Annotated in this window: 24 protein-coding genes; 17 read left to right on the top strand and 7 right to left on the bottom strand. The window is 60.7% G+C overall.

Annotated features, from left to right (window positions below):
* Positions 1-160 precede the first annotated feature (160 nt).
* From HW554_RS16455 to HW554_RS16400, 12 genes are all read left to right on the top strand, one after another.
* Complete coding sequence (locus tag HW554_RS16455; RefSeq protein WP_176909671.1) at positions 161-946, top strand: PASTA domain-containing protein; 786 nt, start codon at positions 161-163, stop codon at positions 944-946.
* Between the two features lie 276 nt (positions 947-1,222).
* Positions 1,223-3,097 (top strand): hypothetical protein, encoded by a 1,875-nt coding sequence (locus tag HW554_RS16450; RefSeq protein ID WP_176909670.1) that lies wholly within the window; start codon positions 1,223-1,225, stop codon positions 3,095-3,097.
* A gap of 111 nt (positions 3,098-3,208) precedes the next feature.
* Complete coding sequence (locus HW554_RS16445) at positions 3,209-3,508, top strand: rhodanese-like domain-containing protein (protein WP_176909669.1); 300 nt, start codon at positions 3,209-3,211, stop codon at positions 3,506-3,508.
* Between the two features lie 134 nt (positions 3,509-3,642).
* On the top strand, positions 3,643-4,104 hold the full coding sequence (locus tag HW554_RS16440) for a MarR family winged helix-turn-helix transcriptional regulator (RefSeq protein ID WP_176909668.1): 462 nt from the start codon (positions 3,643-3,645) through the stop codon (positions 4,102-4,104).
* 27 nt (positions 4,105-4,131) lie between these two features.
* Positions 4,132-4,572 (top strand): organic hydroperoxide resistance protein, encoded by a 441-nt coding sequence (locus tag HW554_RS16435; protein WP_176909667.1) that lies wholly within the window; start codon positions 4,132-4,134, stop codon positions 4,570-4,572.
* A 258-nt stretch (positions 4,573-4,830) separates the two neighbouring features.
* The gene (locus tag HW554_RS16430) at positions 4,831-5,826 is read left to right on the top strand and encodes an NADP-dependent oxidoreductase (protein WP_176909666.1); all 996 of its coding nucleotides are present in this window, start codon (positions 4,831-4,833) and stop codon (positions 5,824-5,826) included.
* Between the two features lie 81 nt (positions 5,827-5,907).
* Positions 5,908-6,225, top strand: a complete 318-nt coding sequence (locus tag HW554_RS16425) for a putative quinol monooxygenase (RefSeq protein WP_176909665.1) — start codon at positions 5,908-5,910, stop codon at positions 6,223-6,225.
* Positions 6,226-6,269: 44 nt separating this feature from the next.
* Positions 6,270-6,950, top strand: coding sequence for a type 1 glutamine amidotransferase domain-containing protein (locus tag HW554_RS16420; protein ID WP_176909664.1), 681 nt, complete (start codon positions 6,270-6,272; stop codon positions 6,948-6,950).
* Positions 6,951-7,094: 144 nt separating this feature from the next.
* Positions 7,095-7,325: a hypothetical protein gene (locus HW554_RS16415; protein ID WP_176900707.1), complete on the top strand. Its 231-nt coding sequence runs from the start codon at positions 7,095-7,097 to the stop codon at positions 7,323-7,325.
* Positions 7,326-7,406: 81 nt separating this feature from the next.
* Positions 7,407-8,009, top strand: coding sequence for a sce7726 family protein (locus HW554_RS16410; protein ID WP_176909663.1), 603 nt, complete (start codon positions 7,407-7,409; stop codon positions 8,007-8,009).
* A 336-nt stretch (positions 8,010-8,345) separates the two neighbouring features.
* Positions 8,346-9,845 carry an SDR family oxidoreductase gene (locus HW554_RS16405; RefSeq protein ID WP_176909662.1) on the top strand — a complete coding sequence of 500 codons (1,500 nt, stop codon included), beginning with the start codon at positions 8,346-8,348 and terminating at the stop codon, positions 9,843-9,845.
* A gap of 398 nt (positions 9,846-10,243) precedes the next feature.
* Complete coding sequence (locus HW554_RS16400; protein ID WP_176909661.1) at positions 10,244-12,115, top strand: prolipoprotein diacylglyceryl transferase family protein; 1,872 nt, start codon at positions 10,244-10,246, stop codon at positions 12,113-12,115.
* A gap of 122 nt (positions 12,116-12,237) precedes the next feature.
* On the opposite strand, the gene katG is transcribed toward HW554_RS16400, so the two are convergent.
* Positions 12,238-14,451 (bottom strand): catalase/peroxidase HPI, encoded by a 2,214-nt coding sequence (gene katG / locus HW554_RS16395; RefSeq protein WP_176909674.1) that lies wholly within the window; start codon positions 14,449-14,451, stop codon positions 12,238-12,240.
* Between the two features lie 563 nt (positions 14,452-15,014).
* Between katG and HW554_RS16390 the strand changes: the two genes are divergently transcribed.
* Positions 15,015-15,887 (top strand): tetratricopeptide repeat protein, encoded by an 873-nt coding sequence (locus HW554_RS16390; RefSeq protein WP_176909660.1) that lies wholly within the window; start codon positions 15,015-15,017, stop codon positions 15,885-15,887.
* Between the two features lie 337 nt (positions 15,888-16,224).
* Here HW554_RS16390 and HW554_RS16385 read toward each other — a convergent pair whose 3' ends face one another.
* From HW554_RS16385 to HW554_RS16375, 3 genes are all read right to left on the bottom strand, one after another.
* On the bottom strand, positions 16,225-17,214 hold the full coding sequence (locus HW554_RS16385) for a Brp/Blh family beta-carotene 15,15'-dioxygenase (RefSeq protein ID WP_176909659.1): 990 nt from the start codon (positions 17,212-17,214) through the stop codon (positions 16,225-16,227).
* Between the two features lie 166 nt (positions 17,215-17,380).
* Complete coding sequence (locus HW554_RS16380; RefSeq protein WP_116942733.1) at positions 17,381-18,178, bottom strand: bacteriorhodopsin; 798 nt, start codon at positions 18,176-18,178, stop codon at positions 17,381-17,383.
* A 449-nt stretch (positions 18,179-18,627) separates the two neighbouring features.
* Positions 18,628-20,538 (bottom strand): ABC-F family ATP-binding cassette domain-containing protein, encoded by a 1,911-nt coding sequence (locus tag HW554_RS16375; protein WP_176909658.1) that lies wholly within the window; start codon positions 20,536-20,538, stop codon positions 18,628-18,630.
* Between the two features lie 160 nt (positions 20,539-20,698).
* On the opposite strand from HW554_RS16375, the gene HW554_RS16370 reads away from it, so the two are divergent.
* Complete coding sequence (locus HW554_RS16370) at positions 20,699-21,088, top strand: hypothetical protein (protein ID WP_176909657.1); 390 nt, start codon at positions 20,699-20,701, stop codon at positions 21,086-21,088.
* Positions 21,089-21,097: 9 nt separating this feature from the next.
* Here HW554_RS16370 and HW554_RS16365 read toward each other — a convergent pair whose 3' ends face one another.
* The 3 genes from HW554_RS16365 to HW554_RS16355 all read right to left on the bottom strand — a co-directional run bounded on the left by HW554_RS16365 (position 21,098) and on the right by HW554_RS16355 (position 24,246).
* Positions 21,098-21,700 (bottom strand): Uma2 family endonuclease, encoded by a 603-nt coding sequence (locus HW554_RS16365; RefSeq protein ID WP_176909656.1) that lies wholly within the window; start codon positions 21,698-21,700, stop codon positions 21,098-21,100.
* Between the two features lie 127 nt (positions 21,701-21,827).
* Positions 21,828-22,337, bottom strand: a complete 510-nt coding sequence (locus HW554_RS16360) for a peroxiredoxin-like family protein (RefSeq protein WP_176909655.1) — start codon at positions 22,335-22,337, stop codon at positions 21,828-21,830.
* A gap of 253 nt (positions 22,338-22,590) precedes the next feature.
* Positions 22,591-24,246, bottom strand: coding sequence for an amidase (locus HW554_RS16355; protein ID WP_176909654.1), 1,656 nt, complete (start codon positions 24,244-24,246; stop codon positions 22,591-22,593).
* Between the two features lie 293 nt (positions 24,247-24,539).
* Between HW554_RS16355 and HW554_RS16350 the strand changes: the two genes are divergently transcribed.
* From HW554_RS16350 to HW554_RS16340, 3 genes are all read left to right on the top strand, one after another.
* On the top strand, positions 24,540-25,139 hold the full coding sequence (locus tag HW554_RS16350) for a 2'-5' RNA ligase family protein (protein WP_176909653.1): 600 nt from the start codon (positions 24,540-24,542) through the stop codon (positions 25,137-25,139).
* A gap of 102 nt (positions 25,140-25,241) precedes the next feature.
* Entirely contained in the window at positions 25,242-25,700 is a 459-nt protein-coding gene (locus tag HW554_RS16345; RefSeq protein WP_176909652.1) for a hypothetical protein, read from the top strand.
* A 152-nt stretch (positions 25,701-25,852) separates the two neighbouring features.
* On the top strand, positions 25,853-26,875 hold the full coding sequence (locus HW554_RS16340) for an N-acetylmuramoyl-L-alanine amidase family protein (RefSeq protein WP_246285366.1): 1,023 nt from the start codon (positions 25,853-25,855) through the stop codon (positions 26,873-26,875).
* Positions 26,876-26,971 lie beyond the last annotated feature (96 nt).

Below are 26,971 nucleotides of genomic sequence, written 5' to 3'. Positions count from 1 at the left end.
GGTTTCCCCCCCCCCGCCGTTCGCGCCGCATCAAGGGTAATCGTTCAACGGCGGGCGGGGACAAGCCCCGCCCCTACGTCGTTCTGCCATTTTGCCGAGTGCATATCCTAACTTTGCTCTTCTGGCTCCCAGCTTCCAACTCCTAGCTTCTCCCTACTGAATGTCTTTTCTCCGCTCCGATACGCCAGCCGATTTAGTTAAGCATTTGCTCCTGATAGTGGTGCTCGTGGGGGCGCTGGTGTTCGGGTTTTTCCAGGTGTATCTGCCCATCACCACCAACCACGGCGAAACCATTGTGGTGCCCAAGGTAACGGGCATGAACCAGGCCGACCTGGAGGATTACCTCGACGAGCGGAACCTCGATTATCTGGTTGATGACAGCACGTACAACTCCGGCATCAAGCCCGGCACGGTGCTGCAGCAGGAGCCGAAGGCGGGCGAGCAGGTGAAGGAGGGCCGCAAGATTTACGTAACGGTGTCGATGAAGAACCCGCCCGTTATCAAGATGCCCAAGCTCACCGACGGCTCGGTGAAAAACGCCCAGATGATTCTTAAGAGCTACGATCTGGTAGTTGGTCAGCTCAAGTTCGTGCCCAATATTCTGAAGGATGCGGTGCTACGGCAGTCGGTGAACGGCAAGGAAATAGCGGCCGGCGACCCCATCACCAAGGGCACCCGCGTAGACCTGGAAGTGGGCGACGGGCTGGGCAACCAGGAGTTTCCGGTGCCCAACCTCGTGAACATGCCCGCCGATGAGGCCACCACCCTGCTCGTGGGCCAGGGCCTGCAGGTGGGCGAAATCTTCTACGAACCAGCCCCCAACGGCGAGGCCGACGGCATGGTCATCAAGCAGCGCCCGGTGCCCGGCGCCGGCAGCACCATCCGCATGGGTCAGCTCGTAGACCTGTGGGTAGCCGGCTCTGGCCCGCTAAAGGGGGTGGACTAACGGTCAGCAGAACGACGTAGGGGCGGGGCTTGCTCCCGCCCGCCATTAAACGATACCAGCAGACCGGTTACCATTGAACAGGCACCTTTCAACGGGTATTTTGGGTGCTGAACCGTCTGTTCCTACGGCGGGCGGGGGCAAGCCCCGCCCCTACGTCGTTCTGCTTAAAAAAGCAAGGTTCGTTGCACGCCAGCGGGCCTTACTTCGTTTATAGGGGTACTCCTGAGCCTGACGATTGGGTATTTTGCCTCGGAAAACCGCTTTTTCTCTTTTGCTATGACCTATTGCTACCGTTTTGTATTGCTACTGCTGCTGCTGACGCCCCTGTTTGGCCAAGCGCAGCTGTTGGGGCCGCTGGGCTCGGAACCGGCCCACGCGCCGGTGAATGCTTCCGCCGCGGCCCGTCCAGCAGTGGTACTACCGCTGCCGTTTTTCGATGATTTTGCGCGCCAGCCTGAGGGACGGCCCGATGCCCAGCGCTGGGAGCCCACGGGCGGGGCGCTGGTGAACAACCGCTACCCGCGGCGGCCTATTTCGCGCAACGTGGCCACCCTCGACGGCCTCGACGGCCAAGGCCGGCCCCGCGGGGCCATTGGCCGGGTAGGCGACGCCGATTCGCTCACTTCGCAGCCCATCGACCTGAGCGGTTTGCTGCCTACCGACAAGGTATACCTAAGCTTCTTCTGGCAGGCCGGCACCCGGCGCGGCCGGCCCGAATCCGGCGGTACCCGGCCCATCGCGCTCTACGTTGAGTTCAGGAACCGTAACGGCCTCTGGGACCAGGTATGGCAGTTGAATAGCCCGGGCGACACCACCAACTTCCGCTTCAAGGCCCTGCCGCTCGATAAGGAAGGCTACCTGCATGGCAACTTCCAGTTCCGGATTCGTACCAGCGGCTACCTCTACAACGCCCGCGACGCCTGGAGTGTGGACTACGTGCGCCTCGACCGCAACCGCTCGGCCACCGACTCTACGTTCCGCGACATTGCCACCAGCCGCGCCCTGGCCAGCGCCCTGCGCCGCTACACGGCTATGCCGGTCAATCAGTTCAACGCCAACCCCACCGGCGAGCTGGCAACGCGCAACGCTGGTACGGCCGCCACTACGGCCAACAACCTCGATGCCGGCCCCGCCCCCACGCCCATTACCTGGCTGGGCCTGCTCGATGTGCTGCCCGACAACACCACGTCCATCTTTTTACGGGGCAATGCCTCGCTCGATGCCGGAATCCGGCAGTTCCCGATAGCGGGCAACCCCAGCACTCCTACCGTACCGCTTACCCCCGCCGCCAAGCAGCTGCGGCAGCGGGTGGTGCTCATCACCAACGAAACCGACCCGCGCACGCTCGCCAACGACACCGCCAGCCGCCGCACCGACCTGAGCGACTACTTCGCCTACGACGACGGCACGGCGGAAGCGTCGTTGAGCCTGGCACCCGCCTCGACCGGCCCGCCCAGTTACTACGCCCTGCGCTTCGACCTCAACCAGCCCGATCAGGTGCGGGCGCTGCGCCTGTACCCGGTGCTGGCCACGGCCGGCGGCCGCACACTTACGGCTGCCATCTGGGATGTGGTAGAGGGTAGTGGCCAGCCAATGGCCGAGCCTAAAGCCACCAAAACCTTTGTGGTACCCCTTACGCTGCCAGCCGGCCAGCCCTATGTAGAGGTGGTGTTTGATACGCCGGTGAAAGTGAGCGGCCGCTTTTTTGCCGGCTACGGCCAGGCCCCTACCACGCAGTTTGTGGAATTCGGTTACGATTTAAACAACGCTTCCCCGCCCGACTACCTGTACTTCGGCTCGCAGGGGGCCTGGCAAACGTTTAACCCCGCCACCAACTACAGCCCCGCCGGCGCCCTAATGCTGCGGCCGCTGATGGGCGGCAGCGTAGTAACGACCACGCCGGCCACCGAACTGGCCGCCCGCTACCGCCTTGCCCCCAACCCCAGCCCCAACGGCCGGGTGCTGGTGCCTGGCCCCTACCGCCACGCCACGGTGCTCGATGCCCTGGGCCGGGTGGTTTGGGAGCAGCCTGCTGCCGAAGCCGGCCGACCCGAGCTGCGGCTGCCGCTACCGGCCGGGCTGTACTTTGTGCGCCTGCTGCTGCCCGATGGCCAGCTACTGACGCAACGGCTGGCAATAGGTGGCCAGTAATTTTTAAAACGAAGCAGGTGCTTATTGTCTGGCTTTTTTGCTATTGTTGCGCCTGCACTCCTACCGCCCTCCTTTCCAACCAGAGCTTTTCACTGATCTGCCTACTTTGCTATGACTGACATTACAGCCGTTGAACTGAAAGAACGCCTGACCCAAAATACTTCCCCTGTTATCATCGACGTGCGCGAAACCTGGGAAAACGAGGAAAGCCACATTCCTGGCAGCCGCAATATTCCGCTGGGCGACTTGCCCGGCAAACTGCAGGAGCTGGACGACCTGCACGACCAGGAGGTAGTAGTACATTGCAAAGGGGGCAGCCGCTCGGCTGCTGCCAAAGCTTTTCTGCAGCAGCAGGGGTTTACCCATGTGCGCAACCTGATTGGCGGCTTCCAGGCCTACGAAAAGGCCTGAGCCCCCCAGAAACGGCCTTTACCTGCTGTACAGTTTTGTTGGCCAGAAACCGGAGGTGGTTTCTGGCCAACTCTTTTTACAGATTGATTGCGCACTATTAAAACATACACAACCTTTTTCGCGTTTACCATACCATGACCGACTCAGCAGCCCCGCTTTTGCCCGATTCATCTAACCCCATGCTGTTGCTCGAAAACCAGCTCTGTTTCCCCCTGTATGCGGCCTCCCGAATGCTGACGAAGGCCTACCAGCCGCTGCTGCAGGAATTGGGCCTTACGTACCCGCAGTATCTGGTGCTGATGCTACTTTGGGAGCACAAGGAACTAACGGTGAAGGAAATAGGCGAACACCTGCTACTCGATTCGGGCACTCTTACCCCGCTGCTGAAACGCATGGAGCAGCGGCAGTGGCTTAGCCGCCGCCGCGCTGCCCACGACGAGCGTTCCGTTATCATTGAGCTGCTGCCCGATGGCAAGGCGCTGCACGAGCCGGCCTGCCGGGTTCCGGAGCAGATGCTGACCCGCCTCGGTATGCCAACCGAAGATTTTGTGGCGCTGCGTAACCAGCTTAACAAATTGCTTACCAAGCTGCAATAGCTTTTTTTCTTCTTTTCATCGTTCCCTATGAAACTCACCAACAAAGTATTTACGGCCCAGGCAAAAGCCAAAGGTGGCCGCGACGGTGCCATCAGCACCAGCAACGACGCGCTGAACCTGACGCTGAGCACACCCAAGGAAATGGGCGGCCCTGGCAAAGCCGGCGCCACCAACCCCGAGCAGCTGTTTGCGGCGGGCTACGCGGCCTGCTTCGAGGGTGCACTGGGCGTAGCCGCCCGCCAGGCCGGCGTGAAACTGCAGGACGTGACGGTGGAAGCGCTCATCGGCTTCGGTCAGGCCGAAGATGGCGGTTACGGCATCTCGGCCGATCTGCACGTAAATCTGCCGGGCTTCTCGCAGGGCCAGGCCGAGCAGCTGGTAGAAGCTGCCCACGGCATCTGCCCCTATTCGCGCGCCACCAAAGGCAACATCGAAGTCAACCTGACTACCACGACCAACGCGGCTTAGTCGGGCAATAGCCTGTTGCAAAGAGAACGTGTTGCGCCGGCTATGCCCGGCCGCACGTTCTCTTTCTTATTTAGAAGCTGTTTAGAAAGTCAAAAGAACGTCATGCTGAGCGCAGCCGAAGCATCTCTACCGCTTCGTTGAACTACTGCAACGAAGCGGTAGAGATGCTTCGGCTGCGCTCAGCATGACGTTCTGATTGATTCCGGGTACTTTCTAAACAGCTTCTTACTCCCCGCTCACTTACAACCCACTTCCGCTATGAAAACCAACACCATTCTTCTCGCCAGCCGCCCCCAGGGCGAGCCGACCGAAGCCCAGTTCAAATTTGAAACCCGCGAATTGCCCGCTCTTAACAGTGGCGACGTGCTTCTCAAAACCCGCTACGTAAGCGTCGACCCCTATATGCGGGGCCGGATGAGCAGCGCTAAATCGTATGTGGCGCCATTTGAGGTGGGCGAGCCGATTGCCGGGGGCGTGGTGGCCGAAGTGGTGGAAAGCCAGGCCGACCAGCTGCCGGTAGGCAGCCTGGTGGTGGGTAACCTGCCCTGGCAGGAATACAGCGTGGCCCCGGCCAGGAGCCTGCAACAGGTACCCGCCGACCAGGCCCCCATCAGCTACTACCTCGGCCTGCTGGGTATGACGGGCCTGACGGCCTACTTCGGGCTGCTCGATATCTGCGACCCTAAGGAAGGCGAAACGGTGGTGGTGTCGGGCGCGGCCGGCGCAGTAGGCATGGTGGTGGGCCAGCTAGCCAAAATAAAAGGCGCCCGCGTGATTGGCACGGCCGGCACCAACGAGAAAGTGGCGTATCTGAAAGAGCTGGGCTTCGATGAAGCCATCAACTACAAAACCGCCGACGTGCCCGCGGCCCTGGCCGCCGCCGCGCCCAACGGCGTGGATTGCTACTTCGACAACGTGGGCGGCCCCATTACCGATGCCGTGTACGACCTGCTCAACAAGCACGCCCGCATTGCCATCTGCGGTCAGATTTCGATGTACAACGCCACCGAAGTGCCCATGGGTCCGCGGCCCGAAAGCAAGCTGCTTAAAACCAGCACCAAGCTCCAGGGCTTCATCGTGAGCGACTACATCAGCCGCTGGCCCGAGGGCGTAAAGCAGCTCGGCGAGTGGTACAGCCAGGGCAAGCTGCAGTTCGAGGAAACCGTTACTGAGGGCTTCGACCAGATTCCGGCCGCTTTCCTGGGCCTCTTCCAGGGCGACAACACCGGCAAGGCCGTAGTGAAGGTAGCCTAACCAAGCCCCGCCCCTACGTGGCCTTCGGGTCGGCTGCAATAGCCCCGACGACCGTTCTCCTCGCCTTCTTTTCCAGCTACCATGTCCGCATCCCCCTCAACCATTATCTGCGTGGCCGCCGAGTGGCGCGTGCAGCCCGGCCACGAGGCCGAGGTACTGCGCCTGATGCAGCAGGCAGCCGCCGCCGTGCGCCGCCTGGAGCCGGGCAACCTCGTGTACACCGTGCACGTCGACCCCACCGATGCCACCCACTTGTTCATGTATGAGCAGTACGCAGATGAAGCCGCGTTGCAGGCGCACATCGACTCCGAACATTTCCAGCAGATTGTAGTAGGCCAGATTGTGCCCGTGCTGGCCGAGCGCAAGGTTTCGCGCTACGGCCTGGCCGCTACGCTGTAGTAATACGTTTACCGTTCTTTTTCCTTACCCTAAAAACGATTCTCATGAAAATTCTGATGGTGCTCACCTCGCATGACCAACTGGGCAATACCGGCGAAAAAACCGGTTTCTGGCTCGAAGAATTTGCGGCCCCTTACTACGTATTCAAAGATGCCGGCGCAACGCTGACCGTGGCCTCGCCCAAAGGCGGCCAGCCGCCCCTCGACCCTAAAAGCGACACCGCCGATGCCCAGACCGACGCTACCAAGCGCTTCAAGGCCGACGACGAGGCCCAGAAAGTCCTGGCTTCGACCGTGAAGCTCGACTCGGTTTCGGGCGCTGATTACGATGCCGTGTTCTACCCCGGCGGCCACGGCCCCCTCTGGGATTTGGCCGAGGACAAAAAGTCCATCGAGCTGATTGAAACCATGCATGCCGCCGGTAAGCCCGTAGCGGCTGTATGCCACGCCCCCGGCGTGCTGCGCCACACCAAAGCCGCCAATGGCGAGCCGCTGGTGAAAGGCAAATCGGTGGCCGGCTTCACGAACTCGGAAGAAGAGGCTGTGCAGTTGACCAACATAGTGCCTTTCCTGGTGGAAGACATGCTGAAGGAAAACGGCGGTAACTACTCGAAAGGCGCCGACTGGGCCCCTTACGTAACCCAGGCCGGCAACCTCATCACGGGCCAGAATCCGGCTTCCTCGGAGCCGGCCGCCGAAGCCCTGCTTCAGCTACTCAAGAAATAAGCGGCGGCCTTTGCAACCGTTTACGGCCCCACCTACTCCTGTCGGAGTGGGTGGGGCCGTTTTTTGTGGCAGTTGTAGGCTGGTGGCGCGGTATAACTGCGCGCATCTTTCTATATTTCCTCCTCGTACCCGTCCTTCTGAGCTATGAGTAAGATTCTGGAAGAAATTGACCAGGCCCTGGCCACCTTCGATGCCGGACTTGGCCGGCCGGTGGCCATCGAGCTGGGCGAGCGGAAATACACCCAACTAGTGCTCGACGTAGCCCACCTATACGAAAACGACGGCCTCACCCACAACACCGGCCGCCCCCTGGCCTACAAGGGCCTCGAAATTCTGTGCGACGATACTCACCGCGACCGGGTACGCGTAATTTAGTTTTGAGCTGCAAGCTTTAAGCCGCAAGCCGATGTTGAACGTCAGCTAACAGCTAATGGCTGGCAGCTAACAGCTAGCAGAATGAACGACGCGGACATCCGCCCCTTGCTGTACCCGCTGCTGACGGGCGGGGTTTTTATTGACGAGCTGCCCACTGGCACCACCCGCGCCGACGTTGTGCACATTACCGAGCAGTTCATGCACGGCTACGAGCTGAAGGGCGACGCCGACACGCTGCAGCGCGTGCCCCGGCAGCTGCCCTGCTACGGCCGGGCCTACGATTTCGTCACGTTCGTCGTCACCGAAAAGCACTTGGCCAAGCTGCTGCCCCTGCTGCCCGAGTGGGTGGGCATACTGGTTGCTTCGCCGGCCGGTTTGCAGGTTCATCGTCCGGCCGAGTACAATGCCACCGTCGAGCGGCCTGCCGTGGCTGGGTTGCTGCGGGTGTCGGAAATCAAACAGTTTCTGCTGGCCCAGGGCCTGCCGGGCGTTAGCGTGCTGCGCCGCCGCGACATCCTAAGCTTCCTGCGCACCACTCGCTTGGTTTCGCTCTCCGACCTCGCCCACTTTGTGCGCCGCCAGCTGCTGAGCCGCTACGAAGAACGCCTGCTACTGCGGGCCGAGCGCAAAGCCGAGCGCGACCGGGTGGCCAGCAGGCGCAGGCGGCGTCCGAAGCACAAGTAGCATGAGAAGTGAGAAGTGAGAAGTGAGAAGTGAGAAGTGAGAAGTGAGAAACGGTACGGGAACCAGACTAAACAGAACGTCATTCTGAGCGAAGACGCAGCCGCAGCCGAAGAATCTCTACCACGTCGTTGTAACGACGATTATACAATTCGGTAGAGATTCTTCGGCTGCGGCTGCGCCTTCGCTCAGAATGACAGTTTTATTCTCTCACGTCCTACCTATAACCTCTCACCTGTATAAGCAGTTGAACAACTGAGGTCCTGGCGCTTGGCTCCAGCCTCGGTTGTCAGCCCGAAAGCTAACAGCTATAAGCTCTCAGCCAACAGCTCCAACTCCATGCACATTCTCCTCACCGGGGCCACCGGCTACATTGGCCAACGCCTGCTGCCAACGCTCGTCGAGGCAGGGCACCACGTTACCTGCCTCGTGCGCGACGCCCGCCGCTTCGAGTTTCCCGAGCGGCTGCGTGCTGGCATCACCGTGGCTGAGGGCGACCTGTTGCGGCCCGATTCGCTGGCCGATTTGCCCCTCGATATCGATGTGACTTACTACCTGGTACACTCGATGAGCGGGCACGACAAGGATTTTTTCCGGCTGGAACAGCAGTCGGCCCGGCACTTTGCCCACTACCTCAGCCGCACCGGCTGCCGGCAGGTCATCTACCTGTCGGGCATCGCCAACGACCGGGCGCTGAGCGTGCATCTACGCTCCCGCAAAGCCGTAGAAAAGGTGCTTAGCAAGGTTCAAACAGCCCAGCTGACCGTACTGCGGGCCAGCATTATTATCGGTTCGGGCTCGGCTTCCTTCGAGATTATCCGGGATTTGGTCGAGAAGCTGCCCGTGATGGTCACGCCCCGCTGGCTCAACTCGCGCTGCCAGCCTATCGGCATCCGCGACGTGATGTTTTACCTGATGCAGGTGCTCGATAACCCCGCCTGCCTCGGCCGCTCGTTCGATATCGGTGGCCCCGACGTGCTCACGTACCGCCAGATGCTGCTGGGGCTGGCCCGGGCGCGCGGGCTGCAACGCTACATCGTTACGGTGCCCGTACTCACACCCCGGCTCTCGTCGTGGTGGCTGTATCTGGTAACCAGCACCACGTTCTCGCTGGCCCAGAGCCTGGTCGAAAGCCTGCGCAACGACACCGTGGCCGACCCCGCCCGCAGCATCGACGCCGTGGTGCCACACACGTGCATGAGCTACGACGCGGCCGTGCGGCTGGCTTTCCAGCGCATCGAGCAGAACGAGGTGGTGAGTAGCTGGAGCGACGCGATAAGCAGCGGCGTAATGGGAAAACAGTTCATGGACCATATCCAGATGCCCCAGTTCGGCCTGTTTCGCGACCGACAGACAGTGTGCTTTACGCGCCCGCCCCAGCAGGTAATCCAGAACGTGTGGAGCATCGGCGGCGAGCGGGGCTGGTATAAGGTAGACTGGCTCTGGCGCATCCGGGGCCTGCTCGATAAGCTGGCCGGCGGCGTGGGCCTACGCCGGGGCCGCCGCTCGCCCACCGACCTGCGCGCCGGCGACCCGCTCGATTTCTGGCGCGTGCTGGTGGCCGACCGCGCCAACGGCCGCCTGCTGCTCTACGCCGAAATGAAGCTCCCCGGCGAAGCCTGGCTGCAGTTCCGCATCCTGCCCAACGACGATGGCACGCACACCCTGGAACAATTAGCTGCCTTCCGCCCCCACGGCCTCGCCGGCCGACTCTACTGGTACGCCATGGTGCCCTTCCACTCCGTCATCTTCAAGGGCATGATTGAGAACATCGTGCACTACGGCGGGTCGCGGCCACAGCTCCCGCCCGCCCGCCCGGTACCCGCCCCAACCGCCTAACCCGACCGTGGCCGCTCCGGCGCCGGCAACTTTTTACCGGAAAACCCAAAAAACACGCGCTACCGGAACGGTATTCAAAAGTACCTGAATTTCGCACCTGCTATGCCCGGCAAGGGCGATTTTTTAATTATAACGAGGTGGTATAAAGTCTGAACAGACCGAGTTTTGGTTGGCGGATGAAGAATAGATGAAGGTATCTTCCACCCATTATTCATCCCCCTATTTGCGGTGCCGGGCCGCTTGGTCTGCCCTTACCCTTCCGATTCCTATGCATATATAAGGCCGCCGCCGAATTCCTGTTACCGGGTCGAGCGGCGGCCTCTCTATTCGAGACTTTCGCGGTTTGCCTCGCTCGTTAGTGGAAGTTAACTGCTCCCCCCATTTTACTACTACAGCCCATGCTCCTATTCGCTACCAATACCTGGACGCTGGCCGTACCCGCCGCCACGCCCACCGATTTCTATTTCCTGTTCTACGTGCTGGCCTTCGCGCTCAATCTGGCGTTGCTGGTATGGGAAGGCTGGCGGCGGGGGTATGCCCTGCGGCCCTGGCTGGTAGTGCTGGCCTGCACCACGCTGGCCTTCATACTGGGCACCAAGCTGCTGGCCCTCACCGGCCCCGAGTGGAACGGGCTGCTACGCACTGGCTACTGGCCCGCTTCGGAGGCGCGCACGGTGCTGGGCGGGGCGCTGGCGGGCACCCTTACGCTGCTGGCGCTCCGGCGGCCCTTCGGCTTTAGCTGGCACGTGTTCGATGCGTTTGCGCTGCCCATGTGCGCGGCCCTGGTGGTGCAGTGCGTGGGCTGCGTACTCACGGGCTGCTGCTTCGGCGAACCCACGGCCAGCGGCTGGGGCCTCACTTATCCGCCCGACACGCTGCCCTACCTGGTGCAGGCGGTGCAGGGTCAGCTACCGGCCGGGGCCACCCACTCGCTGCCCGTGCATCCTACCCAACTCTACTCGCTGATGCTGTGCGCGGGCGTGGGCGCAGTGATTCTGATTACACGGCGGCGCACCTGGCCCGGCGGCAGCCAGCGCCTGCTGCACCTGGGCCTGCTGCTCACGGGCCGCTTCCTGATTGAGTTCTGGCGCGACCCGGCCGGCGAGCAGGTGGGCAGCGCCGTGCACCTGCACGCGGGCGTGGCCCTCAAACAGGTGCAGTGGGTGCTGCTGCTGCTGGGGCCGGCCGTGCTGGCTCTTTGGGCCTGGCGCGTGCGGCGGGGCAGCGTGGCCTTCCCTGACCTGGGGCCAGTGCAGCAGCCGGTACGCAACCTGCTGGCGGTGGTGGCGCTGCTGGTGGCCACGGCCTGGTTGGGGCCGGTGGCGCTGGTGTTGCCCGAAGTGCTGGTTGTTAAAACATTGCTGCTGGCAGTGGTGCTGCTCGAAGGCGGTTCACTGCTGCTGGGCGCTGCCGATGCCGCCGCCCAACCCGCCCGCGTGGCGCTGCCCCTGGGCCTGGCCGCCACCGTATTCGTGCTCACCAGCCAGATACCGGCCCCCGACAGCCTGCGGCCAGGCCGGCAGCAGTACAGCACTATCAGCGGAGCCCTGAGCGTGGGCTCCTTTGAGCGGCGGCAAAACACCGGCGGCGGCAGCGGCGGCGGCGCGGGTTGCGGCGGGGCCTCGCAGCTGCAGGCTTACCGCCACCGCTACGTCACGGGTACCCTTGATGCCTCTTTTACCAGGCTCCCCGGCCAGGACCCCGATGGAGACGTTCACAAGGCCGAAGCCACCTACGGCGTCCGCCTCCACGCCGGCACCAATCAGCCGACGCTCATTGATACCAGCCGCTACAGCCCCACGTCTCCCACCCCATTCAGCACGACTATCCTGGCCGTCAACCCTTATATGCGCCTCGACCGTCGGTGGTACGGCCTGGGCTATGGTGTGATGTTCGGAAATCTGGGCTACCACCGCATTAGCTTCGGCGATAAGCCGAGCGACTTAGATGTTCAGGTTGCCCTGCGCCTGGGCCGCCGCGAGACAGTGTATGCGCTGGCCGAGCTAAACTACTTGGGTTACGGTCCGGCCAACCCCCAGCACCGGCTGGGCCTGGGCACGGGTTTTGGCGGCACGCGCTGGCAGCTGCTGGGAGGAGCCGCCACCGCCAAAACCTATCAAATCATTCCTACGCAAAGCCGTTGGTCGGGCTTCGTAGAGGCGCAGGGGCAGTTTACGCCCCGCTGGCAGGCCAGCACGTTCTTTTTGCTCGGTAACCCCAACCAGCAGCAGGCGGGCCTGCGCCTGGGCTACCGGCTACCCGCTAAGTAAGGGGTGTTGATGCTGTTCATCCGGCCCCCGAAACGTTGACGCACAAACAAAAATCCCCGCCCAAAGCACATGGCTTCGAGCGGGGATTTTTATGGCTGAGCAGTTTTTACAGCGCAAGCGGCTTACCGGTGCAAATCGAAGCGGTCGGCTTCCATCACCTTGTTCCAGGCAGCTACGAAGTCGCGCACGAACTTGGGCTCGGCCTGGTGGGTGCCGTACACTTCGGCCACGCCGCGCAGCTCCGAGTTCGAGCCGAAGATGAGGTCGACGCGGGTACCGGTCCACTTTACCACGCCGGTTTTCCGGTCGCGGCCTTCGAAGAGCTGGTCTTCCTTGCTCGTAGCTTTCCAGGTGGTGCCCATGTCGAGCAGGTTCACGAAGTAATCGTTCGTGAGCTGGCCGGGACGGTCGGTGAACACGCCGTTCTTCGACTGGTCGAAGTTGGTATCGAGCACCCGCAGGCCACCGATAAGCACGGTCATTTCGGGGGCGGTCAGCGTCAGGAGCTGGGCCCGGTCGATGAGCATGGCTTCGGGAGCAGCCTCGTGGTTTAGTTTGAGGTAGTTGCGGAAGCCATCGGCGTGGGGCTCCAGCGCGGCAAACGACTGCACGTCGGTTTGCTCGGGAGTCGCGTCGGTGCGGCCGGGCCTGAAGGGTACCTGCACGCCTTCATGGCCGGCCAGGCGGGCGGCCTCCTCGATGCCGGCGTTGCCGCCGAGCACAATCAGGTCGGCCAGCGACACGCGCTTACCGCCGGTCTGGCCGTCGTTAAACTCCTGCTGGATGCTTTCCAACGTGTCGAGCACCGTACTCAACTCGGCGGCGTTATTGACCTCCCAGTACTTCTGGGGAGCCAGCCGCAGCCGGGCACCGTTGGCACCGCCGCGCTTGTCGGAGCCGCGGAACGTGGAGGCCGAGGCCCAGGCCGTGCGCACAAGTTGGGGCACCGATACGGCCGAGGCCAGTAGCATGCCCTTGAGCTTAGCTACGTCGGTCTCGTCGATCTGCTCGTAATTGGCCACCGGCACCGGGTCCTGCCAGATAAGTTCCTCGGTGGGCACCTCGGGGCCGAGGTACCGCTCGATGGGGCCCATGTCGCGGTGGGTGAGCTTGAACCAGGCGCGCGAGAAAGCGTCGGCAAACTCCTCGGGGTTTTCGTGGAAGTGGCGCGAAATCTTCTCGTAAATCGGGTCTTCGCGCAGGGCAATATCGGCGGTGGTCATGAACGGCGCGTGCGACCTGCTGGGGTCGTGGGCATCGGGCACGGTGCCCGCGCCGCCGTTGTTTTTGGGCTGCCACTGCTGGGCCCCGGCGGGGCTCTTGGTCAGCTCCCACTCAAACTCGAACAGGTGCTTGAAGTAGTCGTTGCTCCACTTGGCGGGCGTGGTGGTCCAGGCACCCTCCAGGCCGCTGGTAATGGTGTCTTCGGAGTGGCCTTTGCCAAACGAGTTCAGCCAGCCCTTGCTTTGCTCGGCAATGCCAGCGGCGGCGGGCTCGTGCTCGATGTACTTGGCGGGGTCGGCGGCGCCGTGGGTTTTACCGAACGTGTGGCCGCCGGCAATCAGGGCCACGGTTTCCTCGTCGTTCATGGCCATGCGGCCGAAAGTTTCGCGGATGTCGCGGGCCGAGCCGAGCGGGTCGGGGTTGCCGTTGGGGCCTTCGGGGTTCACGTAGATAAGGCCCATCTGCACGGCAGCCAACGGGTTTTCGAGTTGCCGGTCGCCGCTGTAGCGCTTGTCGCCGCCCAGCCACTCGCGCTCCGAGCCCCAGTAGATTTCGTCCAGCGGCTCCCATACATCGGCCCGGCCCCCGGCGAAGCCGAAGGTGGGCAAGCCCATCGATTCGAGGGCGCAGTTGCCGGCCAGAATCATGAGGTCGGCCCAGGAAAGCTGGTTGCCGTATTTCTGCTTAACGGGCCACAGCAGCAGCCGGGCCTTGTCGAGGTTGGCGTTGTCGGGCCAGCTGTTGAGCGGGGCGAAGCGCTGCATACCCGAGCCGGCGCCGCCGCGGCCATCGGCAATGCGGTAGGTGCCGGCGCTGTGCCAGGCCATGCGGATAAAAAACGGGCCGTAATGGCCGTAGTCGGCGGGCCACCAGTCCTGCGAGGTGGTCATCAGCTCGAACAAATCCTGCTTTACAGCCGGCAAATCGAGCTTCTTGAATTCCTCGGCGTAGTTGAAGTCCTCGCCCATGGGGTTGGAGAGGTTCGACTGCTGGCGCAGGATATTCAGGCGCAACTGGTTGGGCCACCAGTCGCGGTTGCGGGTGCCGCCGCCGGCCGCCTGCGTGGTCGAGCCACCCGAGAACGGGCACTTGGCCACGGACGTATCGTTCATGAAGTACTCGGTGGTGTTGTTTTCGGGCGCGCGCCCCTCTTGCTCGTGAGCCATAGTGGTAAGGTTGATAAGTGGGAAGTCGGTGGTCAGGTCAGCGTTGCAACCGGTTTCGGCCAGCTGCCGCCGCGCCTTGCGAAGCAGCGGCCGATGCCGGAGCTTGTTGCCGGGGCCAAAGGTAAGCAACACTTTCCAGATAAGAATGATTCTTATCTGGATAAGGTTTGGGCCTCCCTGCGCCCTCCTCCGCACTAATTCGCCTGCCCGAGCTCCACTACCGCAAGCGGTTAGTTTCCAGTGAAACACTGTATACTTGAGGACCCGCTGGGGTGTGGTGGCATTACTGCTACTGAGAGCTACGCGCCAGACTCACCGGGTTATATTCTTAATTTGATAGGTTGGGATGCATCAAGCCGAAGTTTCGGGAAGCATTCTGATTCGGTATGCTTCCCGAAGGGTACTTGCATCAATAGCGCGGGTCGCCGAAACTTGTAAGAGTATTGAGTTTCGGCAACCCGGATATTACCTGCAACTTTAACGAACGACACAGTAAACATAAATAGACAATGAAAAAAATAATATTAACAGCAATTTGCTGGACAATTTGGACAACAGCATTTGGCCAAGATGCTCAAAAATATTACGAGCAAGGGCTTGAGAAGGCACAAGCGGGACAACTTGAAGAAGCAATTAACTTATTTGACAAATCAATAGAACTCAAAGGTGACGAATATGTAGCTTGGTATAATAGAGGGATTGCAAAATCAATGCTATACAGATATGAAGAAGCATTATCGGACTTTGAACAGACGCTTAAATTGTATCCCAACTATAAGAAAGGCTTTATCAATCGTGGGACAGCACGCAAGCGTTTAACAGATTATGAAGGAGCTTTGGCAGACTACTCTAATGCTATTCAGCTTGACAATAATTATGCAGAGGCTTATTATAATCGTGGTCTTGTTTATGAAATGCTTGACAAAAAAGACTCTGCCTGCCTTGACTATAATAAAGCGAATGATCTTGGAATGAAAATAGCTTTAAAGAAGGTTGAAAAATGTAATGACACAGCAAAAAACGCAATTGTAGTTCATCCAATTCTATGGCTTACAAAAACGGCCAACAACGACAAATATGGTTTTACTTCTGAAAAACCTATTTTGGCTGGGACTGGACCAGAAGGTGGACCAGCAAATCAAAGAGCATATCTTGACTTACTTCGTGACGCAAAAGGAAAGACCATAAAGTATAAGCGACTTTCAAGTTGTTGCGACTATAAATCTGAAAACGGTTTCTTAGGCTTAGCTAAACTTGACCAGTATGAAATCACATATCTGAACGAAAAAGGAAAAGAGAAGACAGCGACAGTTTATATTTCATTCTATGATTATGACGAACCACAAATACTTTTTGGCTTCAAGACCATTGGCCAGAAATAGAAGAGCATCAGATAGCAGTAGCTACAAGAATTTGGCTAACAAGTGGTTAAATTAAGCTTTACACTTCGTATCAAGCTTTTTGGTGGCAAACAGTTTAATGCTTCGTAAACGTCAACCTCTTGTAGCTGCAAAACGTTAGCGTATAAGTTCACCACAAAAAAGCCTCTCCCGAAGCACCATGCTTCAGGAGAGGCTTTCGATTTTAGGGGGCGGGGCGGCTATACTTCGGCCAGCATTTGCCACCGGTCGTTAGGACAGTTTCGCAAATGCTACACCCAAAGGCTGTGCTGTTGCTAAAGCGTACTCGGCCGGTTAAGGCGACCAACCCGGGCCTGGGCTAGTGGCGGGGCTTCCATTGCGCTGCATCCATGCCGAGCGTAACGAGCAGGGCGTGCGGGAGCGTGACGACGGAAGCGGCCAGCAGCGCCAGGCTCACGAGCACCGGGCCGCTGGCCGTGCGGGTCCAGGCCAGGCCAAACACCAATACCAGCCCCGCCAGGCTGATGAGCAGCAACGGAGCCGAGCGGCGCAGGAAGAAGCGGAGCTCGGCCCACAGGCTGCGCCGGGGGGCGGTTGGGTTGCGGTCCATCAGCTGGTTCATGCGCAGCACATGCTGGAGGCTGTGCCAGAAAACGAAGTACACGCCCGCCGCCAGCACCGGTGGCAGCACCACCAGCAACACTAGTAGCAGTCCGGTTTCCAGCGCGTCGGTGCGGGCCAGTTGCCCCTGCTGCTGCCAGTAATAGCTCAGCCACAGCAGCAGCAGCCCCGCCAACACCGCGGGCAGCAAGCCAACGCCCAAGAGGCCGGGCGTGGCGGGCAGGTTGGCGGCGCCGGCCAGCGCCAGCAGCCCCCGCACGATATCCAGGGTTTCGGTGGGCCAATGCCAGAGGGGCACGGCAAACAGCAGCGTGCCCCGCAGCAGGCTATGGGCCAGCCACTGGCTGCGGTGGCGAGCCTGGGTCGGGGCATCGCCCGAGCCCCAGTGCCAGGCCGTAAGCCCAAAAAACAGCGCTACTGCCGCCGCCGGCTGCCACCACCACAACAAACCCACGGCCGCCGCCAACCCTAGATAGCCCACCAGAAAGCCCGCCCAGTAGCGGCTCCGGCTCCGGGCCAGCGTTGGGTGCGTGGCCGGCACCACAAACTGGTCGCAGGCGCCGTGGGCCACACCCAGCACCACCATGCCGCCCAGTAGCACCGGAGCCAGCAGCCAGGCGGCGGCCCCGGGAGCCAGTAAGCCCACGGCCACGGCCCCCAGCACCGCCGCGTAGGAGTAGCGCCGGTCGGGGCCCGACGTGGCCGTAGCAGAGGTTGATGGAGTCATGTTGATAAGGAAAGTATTTCCAGGTACGTGGCTGGAATGCTACGGGCCGGGTCTAAAAAAGACATTCCCGCCCCCCTGCATCATGCTGGTGGAGGGCGGGAATGGGTAAACCAGTCGGGACATCCAGACCCTACGAAATGGGCCTGCAATCAACCCCGCGCCAAAATCAGGCGGGCAACGTGGTACCTTTGGTGGGAGCAGTAGGCATGGTTTCGTTCACGGCAGCAGCGCTCTTACCCGACACGGCAATACCGTAGATTACCAGGCCAAAACCGATTTTATTGATCACGTCGGCAATGTTATAGAACAGGTCGACGCTCGAAGCCTCCCAGCCCAGGCCCGTGTTCAGCCAGCCGCCCTTCATGCACATGTAGCCGATGGGGTAAATGGCCCAGCCTACCAGCACGAACCAGCCCAGGGCCCGAATGCCCTTGATAACAATTTCGTCGCCCGTAGATTTTGCCAGTTGAGCGACTTCGCCATACCAGGCCGTGTAAAGAATGTACACGTAGCCGACCGTGGAAATGCTTCCCCACAGTACCGAGTGGAAGGTCGAACCGTCGGTGAAAGCCTCGCCGATGTAACCGGCCACCAACATCAGTACGGAGGCAGCAATCAGCCGCCACAACAGGCCGATTTTAGCACCGGCCGCTTTGGTGAGCAGGTAGAACTCGACGCACATCAGCGGCACGGTCAGCGTCCAGTCGATGTAGCGCAGGGCCGTGGGGGTTTGTTGCGTGGCCAGATAGTAGTCGCGCATGTAGTAGTAGTGCACGGCGGCGATGCCCGTAATCAGGCCTGACACCAGCAGGGAAAGTTTCCATTTGCCTTCCACCGCGCTCCGCTCGGCAAAGAAGAAAACGGAGGCCGCCAGCATGGCCATGTAACCAGTAAAGAAGGTGAAAGCAATGGGGTCGTCAACCCGGATGTCGAGCATTTCGGCCAGGAATAGAGGAGCTGCCATGTTTGTTGGGGGGTTTGGAGTGAGATTTGTTTGACGTTTGTAGTTCCATAGTTAAACAACATTCTTCAATATTTGATTAATTATTTACGGATATATATAATTTACCTCTTGTCTAGGTAAGCTTAACAGTGCGTAAGCCCTTTGCCCATGAGTGAAAGTAGCGCCACAGAGGCCAGAAACCGCCTAATGGGCTTAGGCATTGATCGTAAGCCAGTAACAACGACTTATCGAGCGCAACCTCAACGAGACACATGGCAGACGTGGTAGAGGAAGCGGCAGCGGCCTGAAAGCGGGCACCATTGGCTTTCGGGCCGCTGCCAAACAGACGCCGGTTATGCGATTGGCCGACTAAACCAGGTATGTTTTGGGTGACAGGACATGGCTCAACGCAAAAGCCCCACCCGAAGCACGCAGCTTCGGGTGGGGCTTTTGGTATCAGGTTGGAAATCTTACATTTCCGCCAGCATTTCCCACCGGTCGTTGAGCTGGGCCAGCTCCTTTTTCACCTGCTCAAATTTGAGGGTGGCATCCTTGAGCTGGGCAGCGTTGTCGTAGATTTTGGGGTCGGCCAGCTGTCTTTCGTATTCGGCCAGCTCCTTTTCGCGCTCGTCAATTTTCTTCTCTACTTCGGCCAGCTCCTTGAGGGCCTTTTTCTGGTCGGGCGAAGGGGTTTTAGCGGGCGAGAGGTCGGCTTTGGGCTCCTCTTTGGGCAGCGGTTTGTTGGCCGAGGGGCTGGGCAGGCCGGCTTTTTTAGCGTCCTTCTCGCGGTCCTCCTGCCACTGCTCGTACTCGGCGTAGGTGCCGGGGTACTCCTTGAGCTGGTAGTCCTCGATAAACCAGATTTTGTTGGCCACATTCTCCACGAAGAACCGGTCGTGGCTGATGACGATATAGGTGCCCTGATACTGCTCCAGCGCCTGAATCAAGATGTTGACCGACTGCATGTCGAGGTGGTTGGTCGGTTCGTCGAGCAGTAGGAAGTTGGCCTCCGAAATCAGGGTTTTGGCCAGCGCCACCCGGCTTTTCTCGCCGCCTGATAGCACCTTTATTTTCTTGTAGACCTCCTCGCCCGAGAACAGGAACGAACCCAGCACCGAGCGCAGCTCCATTTCGTTGCGCTTCGAGCCGGCCTCAATCATCTCCTGCAGAATCTCGTTTTCGATGCGCAGGCTTTCGAGCTGATGCTGGGCGTAGAACGACATGATGACGTTGTGGCCCAGCTGGTGGTTGCCGTTGGTAGGCGCCTCCTGGCCCGCCACCAGCCGCATGAGCGTGGATTTTCCCTTGCCGTTGGCCCCGATAAGCGCGATTTTGTCGCCCCGCTCGATGTGCACGGTGGTGTCGCGGAAGATGATTTTCTCGCCATACTTCTTGCCCACGTGCTCCATGCGCAAAATGTGGCGGCCAGGATGCACGGTGAAGTTGAACTTCATGTTCACCCGGGCATCGGCCGAGGCCACATCCTCCACGCGCTCCAGCTTGTCGAGGGCTTTCACGCGGCTCTGGGCCTGCTTGGCCTTGCTGGCCTTGGCCTTGAAGCGCTCAATAAACCGCTCGGCCTGCTTTATCTGGGCCTGCTGATTCTCAAAAGCGCCCTTCTGGATGGCGTTGCGCTCCTCCTTTTCTTCGAGGTAGTAGCTGTAGTTGCCGGCGTAGGGCACCAGCTTGCCGCCGGCCACCTCTACGGTGGTGTTGGTGGTGCGGTCAAGGAATTCGCGGTCGTGGCTCACGATAATCACCGCGCCCTCGTAGCCGGCCAGGTAGTTCTCAATCCACTTGATACTCGGGAGGTCCAGGTGGTTGGTGGGTTCGTCGAGCAGCAGCAGCGAGGGTTGCTGAAGCAGGATTTTGGCCAGCATCACCCGCATCCGCCAGCCACCCGAAAACAGCTTCAGCGGCCGCTGCAGCTCCTCGGTAGTAAAGCCCAGGCCCTCCAGAATCTCCTCGGTGCGGGCCTGCATGGTGTAGCCGCCCAGCAGCTCGAAGCGTTCCTGCGCGTCGGCCAGCTTCTCTACCAACTCGTCGGAGTAGTTGGTTTCGAACTCCAGCAGGATTTCGTCAATCTTCTTCTGAATATCCAGCGCCTCGCCGAAGGCCTGCATGGCCACCATCAGGATGGACTCGTGCGAGTCGTAGCTGAGCAAATCCTGGTTCAGGAAGCCCAGGCTCACGTCCTTGCTCATCGAGATGGAGCCGCCATCGGGCTTATACTCGCCTACCAGAAGGCGCAGCAACGTGGACTTGCCCTTGCCGTTGAGCCCAATCAGCCCAATTTTGTCCTTGGGCTTGATGTGCAGGCTGGCCTTGTCGTAAAGGGCGCGGGAGCCGAAATGGAAATCGAGGTCGGAAATGGAAATCATCTACTATCTATGCAGGAGCTATGAAGCCGCAAAGGTACGGCGTTGTTCTCCCTTGTCCTATTCTCCGCCCACAAGCAACGCTATGAGCACAGCCACAGCTACAATCAATATTAAACACCATTCAACCAATGAGATACTGGAATTCATCAGGTGTAGAATAATGGGACCTGAAGTCAAAGATGGGCCCGTTGAGTTCGGGGGCCTTTTTGTTGAAGTGGCTGAGATGAGTGCAGAGCTTGCCTTTACCAAAAGCTATCTGGAAGAGAACAATATCCAAGAATTGAGTCAATTGGCAAACCACAATATTGACCTCTACTCACTGAATATCGACATCAGTATCTACAGAAATTTTGGGTCGATCTTCTATAATAATACTCACGTCATAGCCGAAATCATCTGCCTAGAATTGACAAGTCATTTCGCTACCCAAGCATCTATCATACTTCAAGAAAACCATGATTACTGCTTATATGACGCTGGCAGCTTGGTCACCCGATTAGAACTGCCTAAATGGTGGGCAGAAGCAAATGCATTGAAGTTAAGTCTTTAGCTTCTCCTTTCACACCCCCTCAAATACCTCCGCCCACTCCATCACCAGTTCCGGCAACGTGGCTACCGGAATGGGACCGGGCGTGTGGAATTCGCCGCGCAGTTCGTAGCGCCCGGTGGCGTCGTCGAGCAGGTACACCAGCACGTTTTGCTGCTCGGGCAGTACAATCCAGTATTCGCGCACGCCAGCTTCTTCGTAGAGTTCCAGCTTGTCGCGGGTGTCGCGGGCCACGTTGCCGGGGCTCACGATTTCGATAATCCAGTCGGGCGCGCCGAGGCAGCCGCGCTCATCGAGCTTCGCCGGGTCGCAGGCGACGCAGATGTCGGGCTGCACGACGGTTTCGATGCTGGCGTCGCCGTTGGGTGTGGCCCGGCTCAAGCGCACGTCGAAAGGAGCTGCGCAGGTTCGGCACTCTTTACCGCGCAGAAACCCGGCAATAGGGATGCTGACGTTGCGCGAAATATCCTGGTGTCGCCGCTTCGGGGCCGGGCTCATCGGGCGAACTTTTCCCTTGATTAGTTCCACCCGCTCAGTAAATTGCCAGGTGAGGTAGTCGGCATAAGTGTAGCGCTGGGTGAGGTCGAGCTGGGAAAACTGGGTGATGGGCAGCATGACGGAAGCGGAAAAGGCGTCAAGCAAGATACGTAACTCAGCCCGCGTCTGCCGACCCGCCCCAACACGCCAACGGCCCGGCAGTACGAAACTGCCGGGCCGTTGCATGACCGAAACACGGGGGCAGTTAGGCTTCACCGCGGGCCGGGTAATTCTTGTCTTTCACGAACCTGAGGCCGCCGAGCAGGTCCTCGAAATCGGGGCGGGTGAAGGGCATGGTTTGGATGGAGGCGGCGTAGAGCGTGCCGTCGGGGAGCACCAGAAACAGGCCGGGTTCACTGAATTCGGCCGGCTCCGAGTCGCTGATGCCCTTGGAGATGTACAGGCCCCACTCGCGGGCTTTCTCGGTGCTCAGGCCGTAGCCCAGCGGCACGTCGGCAATTTTCCAGTCCTGCTTGGTTTGCTCGGCCAGCTCCAGGGTGTTGGTCGAAATGGCCACGGCCTTGATTCCAAGGGCCTCAAAGTCGGCGAGCTTTGTTTGCAGCTGCTGCAGGTTTTTGCGGCAAACCGGGCAATGGTGGCCGCGGTAGAATACCAGCATCGTCATGTACTCGGGCTTGGCATCGGCGAGGCTGAAGCTACCGCCGCCAATCAGGTCAACTTTGAGGCTAGGGACTTGGGTTGTGGGCTTGATCATGAAGAAGAATCTTGGTTGAATATATATGTATCTACATGAGTTTACGCCGACAGCTGATGCATTGTTGTGCAGACCGTGGCCGGCTGGCCTGCTCGGGCAATCGGGGCGACTAGTTATAATAGCGGTAGCGCGACTCCGAAAAACGGCAGTAGCGCGAAGCTCCAGCTTCGCGTATCGTTGCTGACGGCCATACGACCTCGTTAATCGATACGCGGAGCTGGAGCTTCGCGCTACAAGCATATAGCCCACGCCCCTACCCCACAAATGGCCCTTTAAACTGCGGGGCGGCGCGCTTCTTAGAGGCCTGCTCGTAGGCGTAGGCCAGGCCCAGCAGCGGGCCTTCCTGCCAGGGCGCGCCCACAAACGACAAACCTACGGGCAGGCCGTGCGCCTGGCCCATAGGCACCGTAACGTGCGGGTAGCCCGCCATAGCGGCCGGCGATGAAAAGCCCGGCCCGCCGCCCGAGTCGCCGTTGATCAGGTCGATGCAGCGGGCGGGGGCGTTGGTGATGGCCACGATGGCGGCCAGGCGGTTCTTACTCAGTACGCCATCAAGAGCAGCGCGGGCCCCACCCTGCGACTTTTTGAGGGCCGTTTGGTAGGCGGGCGTTTTCAGGTCGCCAAGCTTTTCGGAGGCTTCCAGGATTTCCTGCTGGAAGAAGGGCATGGCTTTGCCCTTGTTTTCGGTGTTGAATTTGATGACGTCGGCCAGGGTTTTCACCTGCGCGCCGGCCGTAGCCAGGTACTGGTTTACGCCGTCCTTGAACTCATACAGCAGCACGTCGTACTCGGCCTGCCCGAGCGGGTCGGTGAGCTTCTCGACTTCGACTTCCACAATGGTCGCGCCCTGGGCTTTGAGTACTTCCAGGGCCGCCAGCAGTAGCGGCACGGCTTCGGAGGAGCCCGTGAGGTGGCCTTTCTCCACGCCCAGGCGCTGGCCCTTTAGGGCGTCGGACTTGAGGAAAGTGGTGTAATCGGGGGCAGCTTTGCCGGTACCGGCTTTGGTGGCCGGGTCGCGGGGGTCGGGGCCGGCGAGGGGGCCCAGCAGCAGAGCCGCGTCGTGCACGGTGCGCGTCATGGGGCCGGCCGTGTCCTGGGTGGCCGAGATGGGGATGATACCGGCACGGCTCCAGAGGCCCACCGTGGGTTTCACGCCCACCAGCCCGCTGCACGAAGCCGGCGACACAATGGAGCCATCGGTTTCGGTGCCGATGGCAGCGGCGCAGAAGCTGGCCGCCGCCGCCGCGCCCGAGCCGGCTGAGGAGCCGCTGGGTGTGCGGTCGAGGATGTAGGGGTTTTTGGTCTGGCCGCCCACGCTGCTCCAGCCGCTGGTGCTGCGCGTCGAGCGGAAGTTGGCCCACTCGCTGAGGTTGGTTTTGCCCAGTACCACGGCCCCGGCGGCCCGCAGCTTCTCTACAATAAAGGCATCCTGCTTGGCCCGGTGGCCGGCCAGGGCCAGCGAGCCGGCGGTGGTGGGCTGCTGGTCGGCGGTGTCGATGTTATCTTTCAGCAGAATGGGAATACCGTGGAGCGGCCCGCGGATTTTACCTTCCTTCCGCTCCTGATCGAGGGCGGCGGCCAGATCGAGGGCTTCGGGGTTGGTAAGCAGCACCGCGTTCAGCTTCGGGCCCTGCCGGTTGAGGGCCTCAATGCGGTTAAGGTACAGCTCGGTGATGTCGCGCGAGGTCATTTCGCCGCGGGTCATCTTGTCCTGCAGCTCAGCCAGCGTAAGTTCGAGCAGCGCAAAGTCGGCAGTTTCGGGGGTGGCAGATGCGTCTCCGGAGGCAACTTCAGCGGCCCCGGCGGCAGCCGGGGTTTGGTCGGCGGGCGCGGAGCAGGCGGCCAGTGAGAGAACGGACAGGCTCAGGCCGGTGAGGGAGCCCTGGCGCAGGAAGATTCGACGGTTCATGGGATGGGTGGGTTTAGGGCTTCAATATAAGGCCGGCGCGGCTTGAAAACCCGGCTGTAATTTCGGGGCTAGTATCTTCGTTGCTGCCGCCCGCTGCCAGGGCCGGGGCTGCCTCCACGGCCGCACCGGTGCATTCTGCGTAGTAGGTGGTCCGCCTCCTATCTGTAGCAGCTGTTTAAAAAGCCGTTCATTCGGATGCGCACGTCAGGCGTTATCTGGCTTTTTACATAGCTTCATACCTTACTCATAAGCCGCCTGCTCCTATTTTGACCGTGTTTTCAGCCCCTTCGCCGATGCTCGCCATAACCTCGCTGCTCAACCCGCAGAACGCCGACCGCATCAACTCCATTATCCGTAGCCTGGAAACCGAGTTTGGCCTCGACGATGTGCAGGCCACGCCCGATCCGCACATTACCTACCAGCTGGCGGGCGTGCGCAAGGGCGCGGCCCTGCGGCAGGTGCTGCGCGACGTGGCCCGCAACACCCGCCCGTTCGAGGCCCACACCACCGGACTGGGCATTTTTCCGGGTCCCAACCCCGTTATATATATTCCGGTGCTGCGCTCCGACGCGCTCAACCAGCTCCATCACCGCGTGCGGCAGGCCACCGCACCGCTATGCCTGCGCACCGACAGGTTCAGCGGCCACGACTGCTGGCTGCCGCACATTTCGCTGGCCCTGCACGACACCACGCCCGAGCTGTTGGGCCCGGTGATGCAGTACCTCAACCAGCAGACCTTCGATTTGAAGCTCAACATTACCAACCTGGCCATTCTGCGCCAGGAGGGCGATAAGTTTACGGCCGAGAAGGTCTTCGACTTCGAGGGGCACAAGCAGGAACCGGTGCCGGCGTTGTCCGTCCCCGAAAACCAGGCGATGCCAGGCTGCAACTAATTATCTGGCAGGCAGTTTTTGCCAGCCGGGCCGGCGCTTGGCTTCTGGCATGCAAAACTGCCCGCCAGCCCCGACCTTTGCCGTTCACTAATTCCCTGTTCTATGTACCCTACCCTGCTACTCATCCACTCCTGGACCCGCTGGCTCGTCCTTGTTTTTGGTCTGATTGCCATTTTCCGGGCTTTCTCGGGCTGGCAGAACCGTAGCCCGTTCACTGGTGCCGACAACGGCATGGGCGCGTCGTTTGTGGGCTCGATGCACCTGCAGCTGTTGCTGGGCCTGATTCTGTACTTCATCAGCCCGGTGGGTGCCAAGGCCTTCGAAACGGCCGGCGGCGCTGTAATGAAGGATGCAACGAGCCGTTTCTTCGCCGTGGAGCACCTGGTGGGCATGATTCTGGCCGTGATTGTCGCGCAGGTGGGCCGTATCCTTTCCAAGAAAGCGCCCGATCCGGTGCTGAAGCACAAGAAGGCCTTTATCTGGTTTACGGTGGCGCTGCTTATCGTGCTGCTGATGATTCCGTGGGGCATCTGGAACCCGGCCCGGCCGCTGTTCCGCTAGGGGCCGGCGCTGTCCCGTTTTTCCTTTAAAGGCGCTCCGCGCCGGACTGCCCGCGGGTGGTTCGGCGCGGAGCGCCCGTTTTACCGCTTCCCGATTACTGCCCGGTTTTTGCTGCCGTGTCGGCTTTGGTTTCGTCTGTTAGGTTACTGCTGTTGCGTTTCGTTGTTTTTTTCTGCCTGTTCTGCCTTTTTGCACTCCCTGTTTTCAGCCAGCGTGGCCCCACGGCCGTTGCTCGCTCCGGCGAGGGGGCCCACGCCCTGCTTCGCCGCAACGGCTTGCCCGATACCCGGCACTTCCAACAGTTTCTGACCCTGAACCAGGGCCGCCTGACGGCCAAAGGGGGCCTGATAGCGGGCCGCACCTACCGCCTGCCGGCCCGGGGCAAGGCCAGTCAGGCCGCCGCCACACCGGCTCGGCACCCCGCTGGGAGTTCGGCTGCGGCGCTGCATGCCCCTGTTTTCGGTTCTAAATACAGCCGCGTACGGGTGCTCGACCGCTCGATGCGCGGGGCCGTGTATTACCTCTCGCCCGGCCACGGCGGCCCCGACCCGGGGGCCGTGGGTAAGTACGGCCCGCACCGGCTGGCCGAAGACGAATACGCCTACGACGTAACGCTGCGCCTGGCCCGGCGACTGATGGAGCACGGCGCTACTGTGTACATGCTGGTGCAGGACCCTAACGACGGCATCCGCGACGAGCAGTTTCTTAAAATCGACCGCGACGAAGTAACCTATCCGCGCCAGCGCATTCCGCTTAACCAGCTGGCCCGCCTGCGCCAGCGCATCACGCAGGCCAATAAGCTGCATGCCCGCCACAAAGGAGCCTACCAGCGGCTACTGGCACTGCATGTGGATAGCCGCAGCCAAGGGCAGAAAATCGACGTTTTCTTCTACCACCACGCCAACAGTACAGCCGGGGCACGCACGGCCCGCAACATTCACCGGGTGTTCACCAACCGCTACGCCCGCTCGCAGCCCAACCGCCCCTACTCGGGCAATGTGCTGCCCCGCAGCTCGCTCTACGAAGTGCGCAACAGCCACGCTCCGGCCGTATTCATGGAGCTGGGCAACATCCACAACACCCGCGACCAGCCCCGCTTCCTGCTCCCCGACAACCGCCAGGCCCTGGCCAACTGGATTTACGAGGGCCTGCGGGCAGACTATAAGGGACGATAGAACGGTGTAGGGTGCGGGGCTTGCCCCCGCCCGCCGTTGAACGGGACCTGCTGTGGTCGTTCAACGGCGGGCGGGGACAAGCCCCGCACCCTACAC

The organism is Hymenobacter lapidiphilus (assembly GCF_013377885.1).
GTDB classification, from domain to species: domain Bacteria; phylum Bacteroidota; class Bacteroidia; order Cytophagales; family Hymenobacteraceae; genus Hymenobacter; species Hymenobacter lapidiphilus.
This window is presented reverse-complemented; position numbering and strand designations above follow the sequence as displayed.

Coding starts and splice junctions, on each gene's coding strand:
- HW554_RS16415 (WP_176900707.1), top strand. CDS start 7,095: ATGAGTAAGATTCTGGAAGAAATTGACCAGGCCCTGGCCACCTTCGAT.
- HW554_RS16355 (WP_176909654.1), bottom strand. CDS start 24,246: ATGAACCGTCGAATCTTCCTGCGCCAGGGCTCCCTCACCGGCCTGAGC.
- HW554_RS16445 (WP_176909669.1), top strand. CDS start 3,209: ATGACTGACATTACAGCCGTTGAACTGAAAGAACGCCTGACCCAAAAT.
- HW554_RS16420 (WP_176909664.1), top strand. CDS start 6,270: ATGAAAATTCTGATGGTGCTCACCTCGCATGACCAACTGGGCAATACC.
- HW554_RS16380 (WP_116942733.1), bottom strand. CDS start 18,178: ATGGCAGCTCCTCTATTCCTGGCCGAAATGCTCGACATCCGGGTTGAC.
- HW554_RS16360 (WP_176909655.1), bottom strand. CDS start 22,337: ATGATCAAGCCCACAACCCAAGTCCCTAGCCTCAAAGTTGACCTGATT.
- HW554_RS16450 (WP_176909670.1), top strand. CDS start 1,223: ATGACCTATTGCTACCGTTTTGTATTGCTACTGCTGCTGCTGACGCCC.
- HW554_RS16430 (WP_176909666.1), top strand. CDS start 4,831: ATGAAAACCAACACCATTCTTCTCGCCAGCCGCCCCCAGGGCGAGCCG.
- HW554_RS16350 (WP_176909653.1), top strand. CDS start 24,540: ATGCTCGCCATAACCTCGCTGCTCAACCCGCAGAACGCCGACCGCATC.
- HW554_RS16345 (WP_176909652.1), top strand. CDS start 25,242: ATGTACCCTACCCTGCTACTCATCCACTCCTGGACCCGCTGGCTCGTC.
- HW554_RS16455 (WP_176909671.1), top strand. CDS start 161: ATGTCTTTTCTCCGCTCCGATACGCCAGCCGATTTAGTTAAGCATTTG.
- HW554_RS16440 (WP_176909668.1), top strand. CDS start 3,643: ATGACCGACTCAGCAGCCCCGCTTTTGCCCGATTCATCTAACCCCATG.
- HW554_RS16425 (WP_176909665.1), top strand. CDS start 5,908: ATGTCCGCATCCCCCTCAACCATTATCTGCGTGGCCGCCGAGTGGCGC.
- HW554_RS16435 (WP_176909667.1), top strand. CDS start 4,132: ATGAAACTCACCAACAAAGTATTTACGGCCCAGGCAAAAGCCAAAGGT.
- HW554_RS16405 (WP_176909662.1), top strand. CDS start 8,346: ATGCACATTCTCCTCACCGGGGCCACCGGCTACATTGGCCAACGCCTG.
- HW554_RS16375 (WP_176909658.1), bottom strand. CDS start 20,538: ATGATTTCCATTTCCGACCTCGATTTCCATTTCGGCTCCCGCGCCCTT.
- HW554_RS16365 (WP_176909656.1), bottom strand. CDS start 21,700: ATGCTGCCCATCACCCAGTTTTCCCAGCTCGACCTCACCCAGCGCTAC.
- HW554_RS16400 (WP_176909661.1), top strand. CDS start 10,244: ATGCTCCTATTCGCTACCAATACCTGGACGCTGGCCGTACCCGCCGCC.
- HW554_RS16390 (WP_176909660.1), top strand. CDS start 15,015: ATGAAAAAAATAATATTAACAGCAATTTGCTGGACAATTTGGACAACA.
- katG (WP_176909674.1), bottom strand. CDS start 14,451: ATGAACGATACGTCCGTGGCCAAGTGCCCGTTCTCGGGTGGCTCGACC.
- HW554_RS16370 (WP_176909657.1), top strand. CDS start 20,699: ATGGGACCTGAAGTCAAAGATGGGCCCGTTGAGTTCGGGGGCCTTTTT.
- HW554_RS16385 (WP_176909659.1), bottom strand. CDS start 17,214: ATGACTCCATCAACCTCTGCTACGGCCACGTCGGGCCCCGACCGGCGC.
- HW554_RS16410 (WP_176909663.1), top strand. CDS start 7,407: ATGAACGACGCGGACATCCGCCCCTTGCTGTACCCGCTGCTGACGGGC.